Below are 19018 nucleotides of genomic sequence, written 5' to 3'. Positions count from 1 at the left end.
CAAATGAGTGATGTACCACAACTAGAAGAATATAAATTTGGATTTCACGATGATGTCAAACCTGTCTTCAGTACCGGAGAAGGGTTAACTGAAGAAATCGTGCGCGAAATCTCGGCTCGCAAACAAGAACCAGAATGGATGTTAGACTTCCGTTTAAAATCACTAGAAACATTTAACAAAATGTCGATGCAAACTTGGGGACCTGATTTATCTGATTTAGACTTCAGTAAAATCAAATATTATCAAAAAGCTAGTGATAAACCTGCACGCGACTGGGAAGATGTCCCAGATAAAATTAAAGAAACATTTGAACGAATTGGTATCCCAGAAGCGGAACGAAAATACTTGGCCGGAGCAAGTGCACAGTATGAATCAGAAGTGGTTTATCACAATATGAAGGAAGAATTTCAAAAATTAGGGATTGTTTTTACTGATACTGACACTGCTCTTAAGGAGTACCCGGACTTATTTAAAGAATATTTCTCTAAACTCGTGCCACCGACCGATAATAAATTAGCTGCGTTAAACTCAGCGGTGTGGTCAGGCGGAACTTTCATCTATGTACCAAAGGGTGTCAAAGTCGATGTGCCATTACAAACTTACTTCCGAATTAATGCTGAAAACACTGGACAATTTGAACGGACATTGATTATTGTTGATGAAGGTGCGAGCGTGCATTACGTAGAAGGATGTACTGCACCGACTTATTCAAGCAACAGTCTACATGCGGCAATCGTCGAAATTTTCACCTTAAAAGATGCTTATTGTCGTTATACAACTATCCAAAACTGGTCAGATAATGTGTATAATTTGGTAACTAAACGGGCACGTGCTGATGCCGGTGCAACAGTTGAATGGATTGACGGTAACCTAGGTGCTAAAGCAACGATGAAATACCCAAGTGTTTTCTTAGAAGGGGAAGGTGCACGTGGGACGATGTTATCTGTTGCGTTTGCCGGAGCTAATCAAGTCCAAGATACTGGTGCTAAAATGATTCACAATGCACCAAACACATCTAGTTCGATTGTTTCTAAATCAATCGCTAAAGACGGCGGTGAAGTGAATTATCGCGGACAAGTGACGTTTTCGAAAAATAGTGCAGGCTCAATTTCACATATTGAGTGCGACACAATTATTATGGACGCTTTATCAAAAAGTGATACGATACCATTTAATGAAATTCATAACAGCCATGTTGCATTGGAACATGAAGCGAAGGTATCAAAAATTTCTGAAGAACAATTGTACTATCTAATGAGCCGTGGCTTATCAGAAGAACAAGCAACAGAGATGATTGTTATGGGATTTGTGGAACCATTTACTAAAGAACTTCCGATGGAATATGCGGTCGAGTTGAATCGATTGATTAGTTACGAGATGGAAGGGTCAGTGGGATAGTCTGATAATATATGCTAGGAACGTTGATAAAACAACATTCCTAGCTTTTTTATTTTGTCTAAATGTGTGTGGGTCTGTGAAAAGGTCTGTGCATTAAGAAAAATTAATAACGATATTATTGAATAGATCGATAGCCTCTTTTATTTGATTAGTAAATTGATAAGAATTAACATATTTTACTTTTCTTTTTGCTATCCTCAAACTTTTATTTTCGTCTGGTTTATTTTTTTTGTGATTTTTAGGTATTTTTTGAGGAGTTTTCTTTCTATCAAAATCGTTACTATTCTCTATGATGTAACCTCTTATTTTTTCCAAGTTATCAAATAAATTTAATTCATTGGTAATTTGGGTAGGCTTATATTGATAACGATATTCAATGATAAATTCTAAGGAAATAAATTTAAATTTAATGCTTATTTTTGAATATCTTCTACCACTTGAAGGTGGTAGGAGACCAGATGTGATAATACTTACATCAAGGAAAGTTATTATTTTAGAATTTAAACGTAAAGGTAAAATTTATTTAGAAGATCAAAAGCAAGCAATTCAATATAAGCAAGATATTTCAAATTATCATGCTGCAACATCTGATCTTGATTTAACAGTATCCTCATACTTAGTATTTACATTAGACGCTCTACAAACTGGAAATGAACTAATATCTATCTTAACTAAAGAAACTTTTGATACTTTTATTGAAGATGAAATAAAAGAAGAAAAAGAAATGAAGCAACTTCTTGTCGATAAGTGGTTGCAGTCTCAATATACTCCATTACCAAGTATTATTTCTGCAAGTAAATTATTGTTTGAAACAGGAGAGTTACCTCAAATAAAAAGAATTAAAGACGGTGATATAAGTGAAACATTATCTGCCATTGAACAAGTAATAAATTCGAAAACGTTAGAAAAAACACTTGTTTTTGTAAATGGAGTACCTGGATCTGGAAAAACCCTAGTTGGGTTAAAAAGTGTTTATGATAATATTTGTAAAGATATAAATCCAATTTTTTTATCTGGAAATGGTCCTTTAGTTAATGTATTACAAGGGCTTCTATCAGAAAATAATAATCAAGGTCGTGCTCTCATTCGAGACATGCATGCTTTTAAACGAGAATATCAAAAACTAGATAAAGTTTCAAATAATCAGTTTATAGTTTTTGACGAGGCACAAAGAGCTTGGGATGTGGAGAAAACTCGCAGCAAGAGTGAACCAGAAATACTTTTAACAATTGGCGATGGAATAGCTAAGCAACATAAAAAAGTTACAATTTTATGTTTAGTTGGAGACGGTCAGGCTATTCATACAGGTGAAGAAAAAGGGAGGTCGTTATGGTTTGATGCCATAAATAAACACAATGATTGGAATGTAGTGAGTTCGTCTCCGATAAATGAAATAAATTTCAAACATTATATACAAAGCAAATTATATTTATCAACCTCGATAAGACATAATTTTATTAACGTAAGTCCTTTATTGAATCTATTCTAACAGCTAATTTAGAGTTAGCTAGAAAACTATATAAGGAAATAAATCAGCAAGGTTACTTTATTTATGTTGTAAGAGAATTTAAAAAGTTACCTCCATTTGTCAAAGGATTGAAAGAAAAGAGACCATCTGAACACACTGGATTCTTTGTTTCTTCTAAGATTACTACTAATCAGCTCCTTAAAATTTCGAATAACCAAGTTAAAGGTAGTTTTATAAAAGCAAACGAGGCTTATAAGTGGTATATGAAAGATGCTATTAAATTAGAATCAGCAGCATCAGAATTTTTATGTCAGGGCCTAGAATTAGAGTGGCCAATTGTTTGTTTTGGAGGAGATTATTTTTTAAAGGACGGTTTTTGGCAAATTTAAGATAGTGTTTTTATTAAAAATGATAAGAACTTTGAAAATTTTGGATTGATTATGGAAAATATTTACAGAATACTTTTAACGAGAAGTAGGGAAGGTATGGTGGTTTATATACCTAAATTACTTGAGCTTGACGAATTATATCATTTTTTTAAAGAAATAATAGGCTGATAATAAAGTGGAATCTGATAATATTTATAAAATTGTTGAGCGGGCAATAAAGTTATATGGTAGTGTATGACCTTTACAAACAGAACGTATATTCGTATAATTAGTTAATATAATTAGAGAGAGGTAGTTTTTCCAATTATCTTTTTCATTTCAATAGAAAGGGATTGGTAAATGAATGGTTGTCGAGTATGTTGCTCTATTTAAAAAGAAAGAGGATCAATATATTGTTTCGTTTCCAGATATCCCAGACCCAACAACTGAGGGAGAGAGTTTAGAATCTGCGAAACTCAATGCTATTGAATGCTTGAAATTTTCTTTGAGTAGTGAAAAAAAATTACCTAAATCAAGTGAAATGGATACTTTGGAAGGAAAATATCATCAGTATATTTTATCTTTAATTCAGGTAGAATTATAAGTATTTTTTAACCTTATAAATTAAACTTATCAATATTTTTCAAATATCGTCATTTTAACTATGTGATAAAAACCATTTTTTAAAGATGGTTTTTTTGTTTGAAAAGGTCTAAAGATAATAGATTATTTCAAAAAGCAAAGCTGTAATCGATTATTAAAAAGATAAATATTAGAATGTAAGATACTTTTGTAATATGCTATTACAAAAAAAGTTATACTAAATATAGAAAACGCTTCATCACAAAGTTAAACTCTATTTAAGAGTTGAGGGGGAAAACAACGTGAAACTAACTAGCCAAGAAGTAAAATTACTAAAGTATCTTCTTAACTCCAGAGATTATTTATCAATTAAAGAAATATCTCTAAACCAGCATATTAATGAAAGGAGTGTAAGGTACAGTTTAGAAAAAATAGATTTATTTTTAGTAGAAAATCAACTGCCAATATTGACTAGGGTTAAGAGAAGAGGGGTTCTTTTACCAAAAAGTGAGAAATTGGAAGAGTTGATTCTATCAATACAGACAAAAGTTGATTCAAGTAAGTTTCAATATACACATGATGAGATTTTTTCATTTATTTTACTTAGTTTGCTAATTTCAAATGAATCATTACCATCAAGTTATTTTGAGGATATTTTGTTTATATCAAGAACTAGTGTCATTAATAAAATTTCTGAATTAGACGGTATTTTATTTTTAGAAGATTTGGAATTAGTACACAAAAAACGAGAAGGATTTGCTTTAACAGGCTCTATTCAAGATAAAAGTCGTGTAGCTTCCGAATTTCTGATGAAGAAAGTATCTTATAAAGAAATGGATTTATTTATAGAAACAGGAGAAACCAAAACTAAAATCAGTGAACTTTTGCTAAATACTATTTTTAATATTGATGAGCTGCAGTTGATTAAAGAAACATTGCACACTTTTGAAAGTCGAATCAACTGTCAAATTGATGTTGATCTTTATAGTTATTATCTTATCTTAAGTTATAAATTGCTAACTAATAGTGAGCTTAAAAAGAATTATGATTTAGATTATGTCAAAGATCGGTTGATGAATCGCTTAATGACAAATTTCAATAACAGTGAATTTGAGATTAATAAGAAAAATATCGAACGAGCTGTCTTTTTAATGATTGATTCGCTAGAAGGCGTGTTCGGAATGAGAATATCTCAATCAGAAGATTTTTTAAATCCACTATACAAACATTTGGAGTTAATGATTATTAGGCGATTAAATAATATAAACGTTATTAATCCTATTCATGATCAAATACTTGAAAAATACGAATGGATTTATGAAGTGATCGCTTCTTGTCAAACGAAATTGGAAGCGTTATTAAATGTTAAGATAACAGCTCATGACTTATCCTTTTTAGTTGTTTATTTTGTAGGGGAAATTAATGCGAAGATGGATAAAGAAAATAGCACCAAAGTATTAATCGTTTATGAAACAAGAAAATCAATTACTAATTTAATTAGTAAACAAATTAAAGAGACCTTTTATTTTGAATCAGTTGACAAAGTATCTGTCAGAGACTTAGATGACCTAGATTTAAATGGTTATGCTTTATTCATTAGTGCAACACAAGTTGATAATGTCCCTAAGGAAAAATTTTTAAAAGTAAATTCTTACTTAACCAAGCAGGATTTATTAAAAATTAGTCAAAGGTTAAAATTATCATTTGTCGAAAAATCATACGGTGGAATTAATCATTTCAGTAATGTCATTAAAATTATTAAAAAGAATACCATTATTCAAGATTTGAGTGGCTTAGAATTAGAGCTCATCAATGAACTAAAAAGAGTTGAAATCAATGAAGTAAAAGAACAGCCTCTGATGATTGAACCGGATTTGGTTAAAGTTTTTTCTCATGAAATTCATTGGGAAAAGGCAATTAAAGAGAGTACGACTTTACTTTATCAAAAAGGATATATTGAAAAGAGATATGAAGATCGAATTATCGAAAATATTCGTAGAATCGGTCCATATATGATTATTTCACCAGGTATTATGTTAGCGCATGCAGGACCTCAAGATGGTGTCTTAAAAGATGGATTATCTATCACGTATTTTAAAAAGGGTATTTTCTTTAATGCTAGACAAGAAGTTGGAGTGAATCTAATTTTTACAGTGGCACTAATTGAAGAAAAGAATCGATTTTTAATTGAAAAAATTGCCAAATTAGCAACTAATAATAACTTGATTGAACAAGTTAAATTAACGAACTCCACAGAAGATTTACACAAATTTTTAAGTGGATTATTGGAAGGATAAGAAAAGTTATGTCAATAGAAGAAATTTCATTTAATTTAATCTCTTTAGGAGGAGAATCTTTTTCAGTTATGATGGAAGCGCTTGATTATTCTGAAAAAGGTGACATTAAAAAGCAACAAGAATTGATGAATGAAGCAGAAAAATTAATGAATAAAGCGCACAATTTTCAAACAAAATTATTAACAAATGAAGCGCAAGGTAATAAAAATGAAATCAATGTGCTATTAATTCATGCTCAAGATACATTGATGAATACAATATTAGCCGCTACATTGATTAAAAAAATGTGTCGTATGAATGAAAGATTATTGAAACTAGAAGGGGAAGAATAAGATGAACTTAGATCGTTTGAATATTTTATTGGTTTGTAATTTAGGGTACTCAACAGGCATTATGGTAGCAAAAATGAAAGAAGTTGCGGCTTCTAGTAAAAAACTACAAGATGTACCAATGGATATTATCGCTTATCCAGCAGGAGAGTTAAGAGAACATATTGAAAATTATGATGTTATTCTTGTTGGACCTCAAATAAAACATCAATTCGCAGAATTAAAAAAATTAGCTGATGAACACAATAAACCAATTGAAGTTATTGATTCAAAAGATTACGGAACAGTAAATGGAGCAAATATTTTAAAATCTGCTATTTTATTAAAAGTAAATCACGAGAAAGGTAACTAAAAACTATGGAAAAATTGATGAATTTTATGCAGACGCATTTTGAACCAATCGCTGCCAAAGTGGAGAAAAATAAATTTGTTTCATCTATTAAAAATGGAATGGTTGCCTTAATTTCAGTTTTAATTATTGGTTCATTCACATTAATTATTTCTTCATTAGGAAACATGTTTCCAGAAGGAACGGTTATAAAAGAATTCTTTGTGGCTAATGCAGACATGTTGAACTTACCTTTTAATTATACGTTTGGTTTACTTGCCGTGTATTGTGCTATTACGATTTCATATAATCATGCCAAACAAATTAAAGTGCCAGTTCTACATAGTATTGTTGCCGCAATTATGGTGACTTTAATTTTAAATACTAAATTTGTTGAAGGAAATTTAGTAACAGAATTTTTAGATTCAAGAGGTTTATTTATTGCTATTATGGGTTCTCTTTTAGCCGTTGAAACACTTGGTTTATTTATTAGAAAAAATATTACGATTCGAATTAAAGGCTTACCTGAAATGGTAGCAGCAACTTTTGAGTCGGTTATTCCAATGGTTACTATTCTTTGTGGTTCAGTTTTATTAAGTATTTTTGTTCAAAATATGACAGGTGGACTGATCATTCCTGAAGCCTTAACACAAATGTTAGCACCTGCTATTAATAGTGTTGATACACCTTATGCTATTTTTATTATCAGCTTTTTAGAAATGCTATTTTGGTTCATCGGTCTTAATGGCTATGCCATTTTAATTGGTGTGGTTTTACCATTTACTACTCAGTATCTAGGCGCTAATGCAGCAGCTTTTGCAAATGGAGAAGCAATTCCTCATGTTTTTGCCCCAAACTTTTGGGATTACTTTATGGGATTTACAGGCTCAGGAATTACAGGAGCTTTAGTCATCCTTGCTATTATGAGTAAATCTAAAGAAATTAAAGCCGTTGGAAAAGCATCATTTGTTCCAATGATTTTCACTATCTCTGAACCAGTTGTATTTGGTTTACCTATTTGTTTCAATCCTTATCTCTTTATACCTTTTGTTTTTGGGACACCAATCTTAGCAACCATTCAATGGTTTGTTTTCCACGTGGGATTAGTCAGACCACCGATTGTTAATGTGGGAGGAACACCGATTTTCTTAGCTAATTATTTATCAACCATGGATTGGCGAGCAGTTATTTTAGCAGCTTGTGTGTTATTTGCAGCTATTGCGATGTATTATCCATTCTTTAAAATGTACGAAAAGAGTGTTCTAAAAGAAGAAGCGGAAGTCTCTGAAAGAGATCAAGCATTTGCAGAATTAGATTTAGATTTCTAAGAAATAAGGGGAAATGAAAAGATGAAAATTGAACAATTTAAAGAAGTAAATTTGATTGGCAATCAAGTAGTTGAGGATTTAAAAAAAGTACTTGAAACAAATCCAACGCCACTTGTTTGTATTGCTGGTGGTGACACAACTATTCCGATTATGGAAGCTATTGTACAAGCGAGCCAAACAGGAGAATTAGATACCTCAGCAATGAAGTTTATCAGTCTGGACGAATGGGGTTCTCTTGGTCGAAGTGTTAAAGGAAGTTGTGCGCAAACACTATATGATCATTTATACACACCATCAAACACTCCAGAAGAAAACATCTTCTTCTTTAATGGAGAAAATGATTTAAAAGAAGAGGCTCAAAAAGGAAATGACTTTATTAAGCATAATGAAGGAATTGATTATATCTTGTTAGGTGTTGGAATGAATGGACATATTGGTTTTAACGAACCTGGTATCAAACAAGAAGAAGACACCATTATTGTGGATTTAGATGATGTAACGAAAAAAGTAATGAAAAAATACTTTACTGAAGATTATCCATTAGAACAAGGCATCACGTTAAGTTTAAATCAAATTTTAAAGGCTAACCAAATAGTTGTCATGATGACAGGAGAACACAAACAAGAAGTCTTTAAGAAGACAGTTAATTTAGTGGAAGACCCGATGTTCCCAGTCTCTATGTTAAAAAAACAAAGTGAAAAGTTATCTCTTTATGTAGATGATAAAGCTTATGCAAAATAGAAAAGGTGAAGACAAATGAAAAAAATCTCTTTTAAGACAGCTAGTAATGAAGAAATCTTAGTTTCGAATATTTTAATGGGATCTGGTGATTTTTTACGCATCGAAAATATGGATGCAGCAGAAAAAGTATTAGACCGTTATATTGAACTAGGTGGAAACACTTTTGATACAGCAAGACATTATCGCCATTCAGAAAAAGCATTAGGTGCTTGGATGGAGAAAAAAGGAAACCGTAATTCAGTTAATATTCAAACAAAATGCGGACATCCAGTAAGAGAAGCGTCTGATGTTCCTAGAGTAACCCCAGAAGCAATTTATGAAGATTTACAAACAAGTTTAGAATTTTTAAAAACAGACCATGTAGAGTTTTTAGGATTACATCGTGACAATGAATTAATTCCTGTTGGACCAATTATGGAAGCTATGCATAAAGAAGTTATTTCTGGTCGTGTAAAAGCAGTTGGTGTTTCTAATTGGGAGTTACCAAGAATTATTGAAGCACAAAATTACTGCCTAGAAAATGGCATAACACCACTTTCTTTTAACAGTCCGAATTTAAGCTTAGCAACAATCAATAAACCGAGATGGGAAAATTGTGTGACAGCTAATAATGAGATGAAAGAATGGCATGAAAAGATGCAATTACCTTTAATTGCTTGGTCATCTCAAGCAGAAGGATTCTTTGCAAATCGATTTAGCCAAGATGATTTATCAAATGAAGAAATTGTAGATGTTTACTATAACGAATCAAATTGGGAGAAATTAAAACGAGTGAATCAGCTAGCTGAAGAAAAAAAATGCCAACCTATTCAAATCTCCCTAGCTTACGTTTTAAGTCAACCATTTCCAATTTGTGCTGTGATTGGTTCAGAGACAATAGAGCAGTTAGAGTCATCTGTTGCAGCTAGCAAAATTGTCTTAACAGCAAAAGAAATGGATTGGTTAAACTTAAAGTAAAGGATGATTAAATTGGATTCAAAAAAAATAGCAGCTCAAATGTATTCACTAAGAAAAGAATTTGAACAAGATCCTGATCATACATTAAAAACATTAAAAGAAATTGGCTTTCAAGCCATTCAATTAGATGGTATGAGAGGTCACAATCCTTTTTATATTAAAGAATTAGTGGATAGGTATGGTTTTGAAATTGCAGGAATGCACATTAAACATGACCGCTTTATGGACGATTTAGATAGTATTATCGAAGAGTGTTACTTGTTTAATTGTAAAACTATTTATAACAAATACATTGATGAAGAATATCAGACAACAAAGGGATACCAACAGACTAAGGAAAGTATGTTAAAAGCGGTGGAGAAACTTAATCGTTTAGGCTTTAGATTAGGTATTCATTGTCCTGAGTATGATTACACTGAGGAAGTAAATGGTTATCAGATTTTAGATTACTTCACACAACCAGAAGATGGTTTAACACTTTATGCAGAACCAGATACATATTGGATTCATATGTCAGGGCTAGATGTTTATAAAGAATTCAAAAAATTCAGAAAAATCAGCCCGATTGTTCATTTAAAAAACTGTATTGCTGAAACGAAAGACAAAGATGAAGCTTATAATATGACAGAACTTGATACCGGTGTGATTGATATTAAATCAATTGTGAAGTTAGGAATCGAAAATAATGTTGAGTATTTCTGTGTTGAACAGGACCATTCAAAAATTGGCATGTTTGATAGTATGAAACAAGGATTTGATTATTTAGTTAGCTTGGATGTTTAGATAAAGTAAAAACGGAGGAAGATTATGTCAGCTATTAGAAAATTAAAAAATTATATAAATGGTGAATGGGTTGAAAGTACAACACTAGAATTTGAAACAGTTGTTAATCCAGCCACTAAAGAACCAATATGTCAGGTGCCGCTATCAACCTTTGATGACGTTAATAAAGCAGCAGAAGTAGCGCAAGAAACATTTGAGGAATGGAAAAATGTAGCTGTTCCAAGAAGAGCTCGTATTCTTTATAAGTTTCATCAATTATTGATTGAATCTAAAGATGAGCTAGCTAGATTAATAACAATTGAAAATGGAAAAGCTCTTTCAGAAAGTTACGGGAAAGTTCAACGTGGAATCGAAAATGTTGAATTTGCAGCAAGTGCTCCTATGTTAATGATGTGGGAGATAATCTAGGTTCTATTGCGACAGATGTTGAAGCATCAGTTTATAAGTACCCAATTGGAGTTGTTGGTGGAATCACACCTTTTAATTTTCCAATGATGGTTCCATAAAACAAGAAGTTAGCACTTTATTTGATATCAAAGTACTTCCAAAAACAATGACTGATGGTTATGGTGGTTGGTGGAATGTAGGAATTCCAGAAGTATCAAATTCTCTAAATGTTCTTGACGCAACTAGAGAGAAGTAGGAAATATTAACAAAAGCATGGCAATACTAATATAAATAGAAATTTATAATTACAAAACCTCCAAATAATTGCCTATTATTTGGAGGTTTTGTATTGAAACAAACTTTAAAAGGATATAGGTAATATGATTAATACTAAATTTTAGATGATGATACATGTTTAAGATTCAATCAAGTATCAGATATTCAAGACTAGAAGATAATCAGCTGTAATAGAAAAAAATAAGGAAATACCAAGTATTGATATTCCATCCAATTTCATTATGAATAATTGATTTCATAAACTCATTTCGTATAAGAGTTAAGTCAATTAAAAAATTCCAGATTGTAGATTAAATTGAAAATTATCATTTGTAATCATATAATTAATTAGTATTGGTTATTTTATAGAATGAGAAAAAAGTAGAATAAACACAGATATCAGGGAATGTTAATAATATAATTTAGGAGGATGTGGACTTGAGAAGTAACGAGATAAATATAGAAACTATTGTAAAGTATTTAGAAGCTTATTCTGGAGAAAAATATATAGATCCTGAAAAAGCAGGACCTGAAAAAGCTAAAATGGAGAAATTTAGAGATTTAGGAAAAGAAGCAAGACAAGAATTTATTAAACTAGGAAATTTAATTGAAAATTCTTTACCAGACTTTGAAGCTGGAAGATGTACAAACTGGATAAATCAAGGACAAAATGGATATTCATATTTTTTGGATTGAGTTTAAAAGAAAAGATGCTTTGAATCTACCACATAGTTTATCACTGTCCATAAATGTACATCCAGAACACGATCAAGCGGGGCCTGTGACTCTATCGTTCAGGGTTGAATTAAAAGATACTGAGGCGGAAGATGAAGATTATGAAATTCATAACAAAATCGTAGAAATACCCCTTAGTGAAAGTTCAGGAATATTCTACCAAGCATATATGAAAACTAATAATGAATCACGTAGTTTTTCTGATGACAAAGACAATGTAAAGAAAGAAATAGCAAATAATTCAATTAAGAAATTAAAAACAGTTAAAAATATAAAAGGGCCGTATGTAAATTCAAGAATGAGTAATATTCTTGAAGATTCTATTGAATCAGCGAAATTACTGATCCCGTTTTATGAGCATATTTTAAATTTAAAAGGAATAAAAATAAATTCAAAAGAGGAAGAAAATATGACTGAAAATAATATTGGTTTAAATACTATTTTATATGGTCCTCCAGGGACAGGGAAAACATACAATACTGCAATATATGCTGTTTCAATATGTGATGGAAAAACACTTGAGGAAGTCAAAGAAGATAATTATGAAAAGATTATGAGTAGATATAAAGAACTTATGGAAAATGGTAGAATTGCTTTCACAACTTTTCATCAGTCTTATGGATATGAAGAATTTATTGAAGGAATAAAACCAGTAGTTGATACGAATAATAATGATATCGGATATAAAATTGAACCGGGTTTATTTAAAACATTTTGTAATGAAGCTTCAAATAAAAAAATTAAAGATGATGGCAATGATATTACTGATACTGCTAAAAATAAAGTATGGTGTGTTTTACTTGATGGCACAGGAATTTCAGATTTAAAGAAAGAGTGTTTTGAACAGGGAACTGTACGCATTGGATGGAAAGATTATCCTGAAGTTATTGATTTTGAAACTGAGAGATTAACTGAAAATTCAAGAAGAATTCTTTTAAATTTTCAAGATGAGATGGGAATTGGAGATATTGTAGTTACTCAAAAGAGTAATACTATTATAGACGGAATAGGAATTATTAGTGGTGATTATGAGTATGATTCTAGTAACGAAAATTGGCCCAGATATAGAAAAGTCAAGTGGTTATTGAAAGATGGAAATATAAATGTTACTGATTTAAATGATGGAGTAAAACTAGATAGAAATACAGTTTATCCATTAAAACGAATATCGGTTGATAATATATTATCGTTGATTGAGGATAAATCTAATATTTCTGTTGAGGAAAACAAGGCCCCATATGTATTTGTAATAGATGAAATTAATAGAGGAAATATATCTAAAATATTTGGTGAGTTAATAACCTTAATTGAGGATACAAGAAGAATGAATATGGTTGAAGAAACATCAGCTATATTACCTTATTCAGGTACGCATTTTAGTATACCATCAAATGTCTATATTCTAGGAACAATGAATACTGCTGATAGATCAATTTCTTTAATGGACACAGCCCTTCGTAGAAGATTTAGATTCGTTGAAATGATGCCTGATGCTGAAGTACTTCGTCAAATTGGAGCAGATAAAGTAGACACACTAGATGTTGCATTAATGCTTGAAAAGATTAATGAAAGAATAGCGTATTTATATGATCGTGAGCATACTATTGGCCATGCTTTTTTTACTAAATTAAAGACTAATCCTAATTTAGAAACATTAGAATCAATCTTTAGAGAATCAGTAATACCATTATTACAGGAATATTTTTATGAAGACTACGAAAAAATTCAGTTAGTACTTGGTGATAATGGGAAAACTGAGACTAAATATAAGTTTGTTATTGAAGAGGCTTTGAAAATTAAAGAAGTTTTTAAAGGTGATGCAATTGATATGATAGATCTTCCTGAAAAAAAATATCAAATCAACGATGAGGCTTTCTCTAATATTGAAAGCTACAAAGAAATAATTTAAGTGAGTAATTGACTATGAATAGACTTTTAGAAGTTAGAGAATTTGACGTTATTACTTGCAATCGTGAATATAAGAGTGATGTAAAGCATAAGTATCTGAATGAAAAGATTTTTGATGAGCTTATTGAATTTATACATGAGTTTGCTGGAGATGATGAAAATTCTGATGCACTTAATTTTATGTGCATTTCTTTTAAGAGAAATGTTGGAAATATTGTAGTGATAAAAAACTATGTAGGTGTTATTCAGTTAAGTAGCGGGTTTCAGATTCAGGTATTACCAAAGATCAGTTTTGATGGTGAAGAAGATGTTTCGAATAAAGAAACCAAAGAAATATTTCTGAAAATGTTAAAAAGCATGAAAGATTTTCCAATCAAAGTTTTTAACACTGCAGATTTAAATATAGATAAAATGAATCTGTATGAAATTTTTATTAATATGTATATTCAAGAAGTTCAATTGCTAGTAAAAAGAGGTATAAAATCTGAGTATGTGGGACAAGAAGATAATTTAAGATTCTTTAAAGGTAAACTTTTAACAAATCAACATTTGAAGAAAAACTTATGTCATAAAGAAAGATTCTTTATTTCATATGAGGATTATAACCCAAATAGAGTTGAGAATAGGTTGATTAAATCCACTTTAATAAAATTACAGAAAATCACAAGAAGTGCCCAAAATACAAGAGCTATAAATCATTTGTTAACACATTTTGAGATAGTGAAACCCTCTATGAATTATATTTCAGATATATCTAAAATAAAAAATGATAGAAATATGCGTGATTACGAAATCATATTGCAATGGTCAAAAGTGTTTTTATTAGATAAATCTTTTACCACATTTTCAGGAAAAAGTTCTTCGAGAGCGTTACTTTTTCCTATGGAAAGAATATATGAAAGTTATGTTGCAAAGCATATGATAAAAGAATTTAGTCCGGATGGATGGGAAATACTTCTTCAAGGAAAGAGTAGGCATCTTTTTGTAGAACCGAGTAAGAAATTTACTTTGAAACCAGATATTATTTGTACATCAGGAGAACATTGCATCGTTATGGATACCAAATGGAAAAGACTTATTAATAATGAGAACAATAATTATGGAATATCTCAAAGTGACATGTACCAAATGTACTCTTACTCAAAAAAATATAAAGCCCGTGAAATATGGCTTTTATATCCGAAGAGTGATGATGTAAAAGATATTAAAAAAATTGAATTTGATTCTGGAGATGGAACAAAAGTTAATATACACTTTGTAGATGTAGCTAATATGGAGATGAGTTTAGCTGAGTTAAAAAGAAAAGTTATTGCACAGAAATTATTTTGAATATAGAGATAGATAAAAGCTAGTCAGTCGTTTATAGACTAGTTTTTTTGTGAATTAAGTTAGAAATATAAAAAATAATGATAAATTATTAATAAATTTATTTATTTCTGAAATAGCTCCTCAAAAAGTTAATGCCAAACTAAATAAATGCCATTAAGTTTAATTTAGTTGAATACTATTCATTCTGATTAATAAAAATAAAATGAATAAGTATTGATTTAAAGCCTATTACTATCCATTGATTACTAAAAAATCTAATGGAAGGATCGGTGGATAGTCTAATAATAAAAGCTAGGAACGTTGATAAAACAGTATTCCTGAAAGATGATAAACATCTTCAGATACAGTGATTATTTTTTGAGATAGCTGAATAATAGTTGTTTCAAGAGTATCGTTGCTTCTTTTGTAGACAGGTCAAGTCTGTTGAGAAAACTTGACCATTTCTATTTTTAGGAATATCCCAGTTTAATTTTCCATACTTCGTTTTGAATGACCGTGAATAATTCTTATTTTGAGAATTATTCACGGTCATATTTTTTTATATGTTTTGAAAACCACCTGCTATGCGGGTGGTTCAGAAGAGCTTTCAGCGTTGTGTAAAAAAGGTCCCTAAAAAGATACAATATATTTGGTTTCCCGACTACAAAATACCAATCATTTAGGATGCTCCTTATGAAAAAGAACAATCAAAGTTTTTCACACACAACGTGAAAATTTAAGTATCATCTAGTTTGCGCACCTAAACATAGACGACAAATTATTTATGGAAAATACAAGCAAAGTATTGGAGAAATTTTAAGGTTATTATGTGAAAGAAAAGGAGTAGAAATAATTGAAGCCAATGCTTGTAAAGAACATGTTCATATTTTATAACATCCTGCCGAAATTAAGTGTTTCAGGATTTATAGGCTACTTAAAAGAAAAAAGTAGTCTCATGATTTTTGACAGACATGCCAATTTAAAATATAGATATGGGAATAGAAAATTTTGGTGTCGAAGCTATTACGTTGATACAGTTGAATGAAATAGGAAACAAATTGAAGTATACATAAGAAAAATCAAGTTCAAGAAGATTATGTAGTAGATCAACTGACATTATTTGAAGAACAAGATCCGTTTATAGGAGAGAAAAATAAAAAGAAATAATAGATTCTTTTAGGATCAGCGAGTGAATGTGGTGCATAAGGGAGACTTTTTCAGTGAGCCTTTTAGGCTCAGGCCGGCAATAGAGGCTTTCAGCCGAAGAACAAACCTTCAGTTTACACTGGAGATTTTGATTCATAATCAAGAGAGGCTGCTAATTCTAACTGACGATGAAATAACTCACCTTTATTGATCAGTGTTTCCATAATTTCTATAGTAAAACTGGTCATGAGAAAGTCCTCTTATAAAATTTCTGTATGGTGACTTTAATTTTACAGAAATGGATTTTTTTTACCCAAATCTCTATTTACATAAAATTTCTTACGCTATCAAGAAAGAGTCATTAAAATTAAGTTAAGATTATTACTAATACGCTCTTAGGTGGTTAAAGTTATTTTTTATGTTTTTTATACCATTCAATTTCGACTATTACATTTAAAAAGATTACTACAAATAATACAAAAAAGAATGTTCTGGTAACTACTGTTTCATTATTAGAATACTTAAAAATAAATGAAGATAAAAATAAGATCAAAAATAATATTCCTGAAATTAAAGAAAAAGTCCCTCGAAGTTTATTAGCAAAATTATTATATTCTTTCTTATTTTTTCTAAAAAAAATTGTGATATCATAACCTGGTGTATCAGGTTTAAATTTAGGGATACTTCCTAATAAAAAAATAACTGCTAAAATACCGAAAAGCCCTCTCATTTTAATTTCTCCTTTTTCTTATTTCTTATTTTTAATGTCTAACTAAAAAATCAAGGTTATGAAAAAATCTCGGCTGAACCCTTATAAAGCAAGCAGTGGTTTAACCGAGATTATTATTTTTTGTTGCTAGTAAAATTAGTTATCAAATAACAGGCGATGCCCAGTTTAGACAATGCTCATTGTATCGGGTAGATAGGAGATACAGGCAGTTCTTAAAATTTTAGTTTGTCCTTCATCGTCAATATTTGTTACACTGACTGAAATATTTTGAGCGCTGACATTTTGTTCACTTAAAAAGTTGTTTATTTCCTTTTCTAATTCAGATAAATTACCATAAGTTTCCATCATTTTTACTTGTGTAGAAGCCATTTTGCATTCCTCCGTTTTAAATTTATTTAGAAAATTGTGTCCAGCTTTTTAATACTTCTCATTTCATTATTTCGTAATTGCACGAGTAAGTCAACTTTAACTGAATAATTTTAACTTAATCTGTTTAAAAAGATGAAAGGAAGTTTGAATAAACGGAAAAGACCTTCTTTTTATATGTCGTTGAGGGTGAAAGGTAAGTGTTTAACATAGAAATATTGACATGTTAAGCTAGGTATATAATTAATGTAAAAAGGAGAGTTGGTAGGGTATGAAAAAAATTATTCTTATATTATTAGTATTTATTTTATCTGGATGCAGTACAAAGAATCCTCAAAATAATCAGTCGAATGATAAAGAAAATCAAACATCTGCAATTCAGTCTTCTTCATATGTGGAAAAAGAAAAAGAGTCGACCAATTTTGATGCTCTTCCTGAAGCAGTACGTGTTGTTTTAATACATTCAGCCGCACAAGGAATAAAAAGCGGTACGAAGTTAGACTTAGACGAAGATACATTGGATTTAGAATACTATTTTGATGGAGATTCATTAATTATTCGTGATATTCCAGCGAGGACATCGATGGCTGCAACTTATTACAAAATTAAATTAGACAAGGAATCTATAATTTTACAACAGTCTGTATCAAGAAATTCGACATCGCTGCCTAAAGACCTAATCATAAAAAAAGAAAGTCTTAATAACGAAAAAGTGTCAAAGATTGACTTATATGCAACATATTTAGCCAATAAAAAGACATTTGATTTTGGTATAAAAAATGTAGTAAGCAGTATTGGTGCTGCTAACGGGTATCAAGGCCTTTTAAAAGCAGAAAAAAATAATACTAAAGCGAAAGACATGCAGGAAAATCACGGAGTGGATATCTCTAAATTGTTGAATCAGGCTACAAAAAATAGTATTAATTCACAAATAAAAAGTGGCATAACATTTTATAGTAATGGTGTTAATACGCCTGTTCAGATAACACTTGGAAACACAACTGACGGTTCACTTGGTTTAAGCGTAGATGTTAGCCACAATGGTGATGCTGTACCAGGAGCTTTATATCATGTGACGGTTGTCGAAATACCGACAAAAGAGATTCTTGTTTTTAGCGGTCCCAGAGTTAAACAAAAAAACGTAAGGTTAAGGTGAATACGATGTTACAACTCGAACTTCAAGAAAATTATCATACGTCTGCTTTTCCTTTCTCAGAGGATTATACAGCGGATGAGATGTACTTATTTTATAATAATCAAGGAACGGTGTCGTTGGTAACACGAAATTATGGCGGAAATGTGGGCGTTGAGGATCAAGACACGATGATGGAATATGTAGAGCAATAAAATAATTAGTTAAATGATAAGAAGTATCGAGTACTAACTAGCTTAGTTAGTACTTTTTATTATATGTTTTGAAAACCACCTGCTATGCGGGTGGTTCAGAAGAGCTTTCAGCGTGGTATAAAAAAAGTCTCCTAAAATGATAAGATATATTTGGTTTCCCGACCACGAAATATCAATCATTTAGGAGGTCCCTTATGAAAAAGGACAATCAAAGTTTATCACACACAACATGGAAA

At 30.7% G+C, this 19018-nt stretch carries 18 protein-coding genes and 3 pseudogenes; 18 read left to right on the top strand and 3 right to left on the bottom strand.

Translation table 11 applies throughout. From position 1 onward, the window contains the following. Positions 1–3: 3 nt before the first annotated feature. The 15 genes and pseudogenes from sufB to CBF37_RS01555 all read left to right on the top strand — a co-directional run bounded on the left by sufB (position 4) and on the right by CBF37_RS01555 (position 15214). Positions 4–1398, top strand: a complete 1395-nt coding sequence (gene sufB, locus CBF37_RS01630; protein ID WP_125982980.1) for a Fe-S cluster assembly protein SufB — start codon at positions 4–6, stop codon at positions 1396–1398. Positions 1399–1774: 376 nt separating this feature from the next. Continuing rightward, a complete protein-coding gene (locus tag CBF37_RS11830) occupies positions 1775–2887 on the top strand; it encodes a DNA/RNA helicase domain-containing protein (RefSeq protein ID WP_125982979.1) in 1113 nt (370 codons plus the stop codon). Continuing rightward, positions 2872–3255: a DNA/RNA helicase domain-containing protein gene (locus CBF37_RS11825; protein ID WP_125982978.1), complete on the top strand. Its 384-nt coding sequence runs from the start codon at positions 2872–2874 to the stop codon at positions 3253–3255. Before CBF37_RS11830 ends, CBF37_RS11825 begins: the two co-directional genes overlap by 16 nt. Before the next feature lie 343 nt (positions 3256–3598). Continuing rightward, positions 3599–3838, top strand: coding sequence for a type II toxin-antitoxin system HicB family antitoxin (locus tag CBF37_RS01610; protein ID WP_125982976.1), 240 nt, complete (start codon positions 3599–3601; stop codon positions 3836–3838). A 280-nt stretch (positions 3839–4118) separates the two neighbouring features. Next, on the top strand, positions 4119–6113 hold the full coding sequence (locus tag CBF37_RS01605; protein ID WP_125982975.1) for a BglG family transcription antiterminator: 1995 nt from the start codon (positions 4119–4121) through the stop codon (positions 6111–6113). Positions 6114–6121: 8 nt separating this feature from the next. Then, complete coding sequence (locus CBF37_RS01600; protein ID WP_125982974.1) at positions 6122–6445, top strand: PTS lactose/cellobiose transporter subunit IIA; 324 nt, start codon at positions 6122–6124, stop codon at positions 6443–6445. Between the two features lies 1 nt (position 6446). Further along, complete coding sequence (locus tag CBF37_RS01595; RefSeq protein WP_125982973.1) at positions 6447–6794, top strand: PTS sugar transporter subunit IIB; 348 nt, start codon at positions 6447–6449, stop codon at positions 6792–6794. A 5-nt stretch (positions 6795–6799) separates the two neighbouring features. Further along, positions 6800–8098, top strand: a complete 1299-nt coding sequence (locus CBF37_RS01590) for a PTS sugar transporter subunit IIC (protein ID WP_125982972.1) — start codon at positions 6800–6802, stop codon at positions 8096–8098. A 21-nt stretch (positions 8099–8119) separates the two neighbouring features. Continuing rightward, complete coding sequence (locus CBF37_RS01585; protein WP_125982971.1) at positions 8120–8839, top strand: 6-phosphogluconolactonase; 720 nt, start codon at positions 8120–8122, stop codon at positions 8837–8839. Positions 8840–8854: 15 nt separating this feature from the next. Next, entirely contained in the window at positions 8855–9796 is a 942-nt protein-coding gene (locus tag CBF37_RS01580) for an aldo/keto reductase (RefSeq protein WP_165866597.1), read from the top strand. Between the two features lie 12 nt (positions 9797–9808). Next, positions 9809–10579, top strand: a complete 771-nt coding sequence (locus CBF37_RS01575) for a sugar phosphate isomerase/epimerase family protein (RefSeq protein ID WP_125982970.1) — start codon at positions 9809–9811, stop codon at positions 10577–10579. Positions 10580–10603: 24 nt separating this feature from the next. Beyond that, positions 10604–11082 (top strand): annotated as a pseudogene (locus tag CBF37_RS01570) (aldehyde dehydrogenase family protein); the annotation flags it as partial. 598 nt (positions 11083–11680) lie between these two features. Next, positions 11681–11938: a hypothetical protein gene (locus CBF37_RS01565; RefSeq protein ID WP_125982969.1), complete on the top strand. Its 258-nt coding sequence runs from the start codon at positions 11681–11683 to the stop codon at positions 11936–11938. Continuing rightward, the gene (locus CBF37_RS01560; protein ID WP_125982968.1) at positions 11913–13886 is read left to right on the top strand and encodes an AAA family ATPase; all 1974 of its coding nucleotides are present in this window, start codon (positions 11913–11915) and stop codon (positions 13884–13886) included. The genes CBF37_RS01565 and CBF37_RS01560 overlap by 26 nt, the downstream gene beginning before the upstream one ends. A gap of 14 nt (positions 13887–13900) precedes the next feature. Next, entirely contained in the window at positions 13901–15214 is a 1314-nt protein-coding gene (locus CBF37_RS01555; RefSeq protein WP_125982967.1) for an McrC family protein, read from the top strand. Positions 15215–15550: 336 nt separating this feature from the next. Here CBF37_RS01555 and CBF37_RS01550 read toward each other — a convergent pair. Beyond that, positions 15551–15734 (bottom strand): annotated as a pseudogene (locus CBF37_RS01550) (transposase); the annotation flags it as partial. A 152-nt stretch (positions 15735–15886) separates the two neighbouring features. On the opposite strand from CBF37_RS01550, the pseudogene tnpA reads away from it, so the two are divergent. Beyond that, positions 15887–16360, top strand: a pseudogene (gene tnpA / locus CBF37_RS01545) (IS200/IS605 family transposase). A 388-nt stretch (positions 16361–16748) separates the two neighbouring features. On the opposite strand, the gene CBF37_RS01540 reads toward tnpA, so the two are convergent. Together CBF37_RS01540 and CBF37_RS01535 are read right to left on the bottom strand one after the other, a co-directional pair. Beyond that, positions 16749–17069 carry a hypothetical protein gene (locus CBF37_RS01540; RefSeq protein ID WP_125982966.1) on the bottom strand — a complete coding sequence of 107 codons (321 nt, stop codon included), beginning with the start codon at positions 17067–17069 and terminating at the stop codon, positions 16749–16751. 165 nt (positions 17070–17234) lie between these two features. Continuing rightward, on the bottom strand, positions 17235–17438 hold the full coding sequence (locus tag CBF37_RS01535; RefSeq protein WP_125982965.1) for a hypothetical protein: 204 nt from the start codon (positions 17436–17438) through the stop codon (positions 17235–17237). 268 nt (positions 17439–17706) lie between these two features. On the opposite strand from CBF37_RS01535, the gene CBF37_RS01530 reads away from it, so the two are divergent. Next, positions 17707–18591: a hypothetical protein gene (locus CBF37_RS01530; RefSeq protein ID WP_125982964.1), complete on the top strand. Its 885-nt coding sequence runs from the start codon at positions 17707–17709 to the stop codon at positions 18589–18591. 5 nt (positions 18592–18596) lie between these two features. Further along, positions 18597–18782, top strand: coding sequence for a hypothetical protein (locus tag CBF37_RS01525; protein WP_125982963.1), 186 nt, complete (start codon positions 18597–18599; stop codon positions 18780–18782). Positions 18783–19018: the final 236 nt, after the last annotated feature.

Source organism: Vagococcus vulneris (assembly GCF_003950515.1).
Lineage (GTDB): Bacteria > Bacillota > Bacilli > Lactobacillales > Vagococcaceae > Vagococcus > Vagococcus vulneris.
This window is presented reverse-complemented; position numbering and strand designations above follow the sequence as displayed.

What these genes read in the sequence shown, in the direction of transcription:
- CBF37_RS01555 (WP_125982967.1), top strand. Translation starts at nt 13,901, where the DNA reads ATGAATAGACTTTTAGAAGTTAGAGAATTTGACGTTATTACTTGCAAT.
- CBF37_RS01560 (WP_125982968.1), top strand. Translation starts at nt 11,913, where the DNA reads ATGGATATTCATATTTTTTGGATTGAGTTTAAAAGAAAAGATGCTTTG.
- CBF37_RS01540 (WP_125982966.1), bottom strand. Translation starts at nt 17,069, where the DNA reads ATGAGAGGGCTTTTCGGTATTTTAGCAGTTATTTTTTTATTAGGAAGT.
- sufB (WP_125982980.1), top strand. Translation starts at nt 4, where the DNA reads ATGAGTGATGTACCACAACTAGAAGAATATAAATTTGGATTTCACGAT.
- CBF37_RS01595 (WP_125982973.1), top strand. Translation starts at nt 6,447, where the DNA reads ATGAACTTAGATCGTTTGAATATTTTATTGGTTTGTAATTTAGGGTAC.
- CBF37_RS01585 (WP_125982971.1), top strand. Translation starts at nt 8,120, where the DNA reads ATGAAAATTGAACAATTTAAAGAAGTAAATTTGATTGGCAATCAAGTA.
- CBF37_RS01530 (WP_125982964.1), top strand. Translation starts at nt 17,707, where the DNA reads ATGAAAAAAATTATTCTTATATTATTAGTATTTATTTTATCTGGATGC.
- CBF37_RS01600 (WP_125982974.1), top strand. Translation starts at nt 6,122, where the DNA reads ATGTCAATAGAAGAAATTTCATTTAATTTAATCTCTTTAGGAGGAGAA.
- CBF37_RS01525 (WP_125982963.1), top strand. Translation starts at nt 18,597, where the DNA reads ATGTTACAACTCGAACTTCAAGAAAATTATCATACGTCTGCTTTTCCT.
- CBF37_RS01590 (WP_125982972.1), top strand. Translation starts at nt 6,800, where the DNA reads ATGGAAAAATTGATGAATTTTATGCAGACGCATTTTGAACCAATCGCT.
- CBF37_RS11830 (WP_125982979.1), top strand. Translation starts at nt 1,775, where the DNA reads ATGATAAATTCTAAGGAAATAAATTTAAATTTAATGCTTATTTTTGAA.
- CBF37_RS01580 (WP_165866597.1), top strand. Translation starts at nt 8,855, where the DNA reads ATGAAAAAAATCTCTTTTAAGACAGCTAGTAATGAAGAAATCTTAGTT.
- CBF37_RS01610 (WP_125982976.1), top strand. Translation starts at nt 3,599, where the DNA reads ATGGTTGTCGAGTATGTTGCTCTATTTAAAAAGAAAGAGGATCAATAT.
- CBF37_RS01535 (WP_125982965.1), bottom strand. Translation starts at nt 17,438, where the DNA reads ATGGCTTCTACACAAGTAAAAATGATGGAAACTTATGGTAATTTATCT.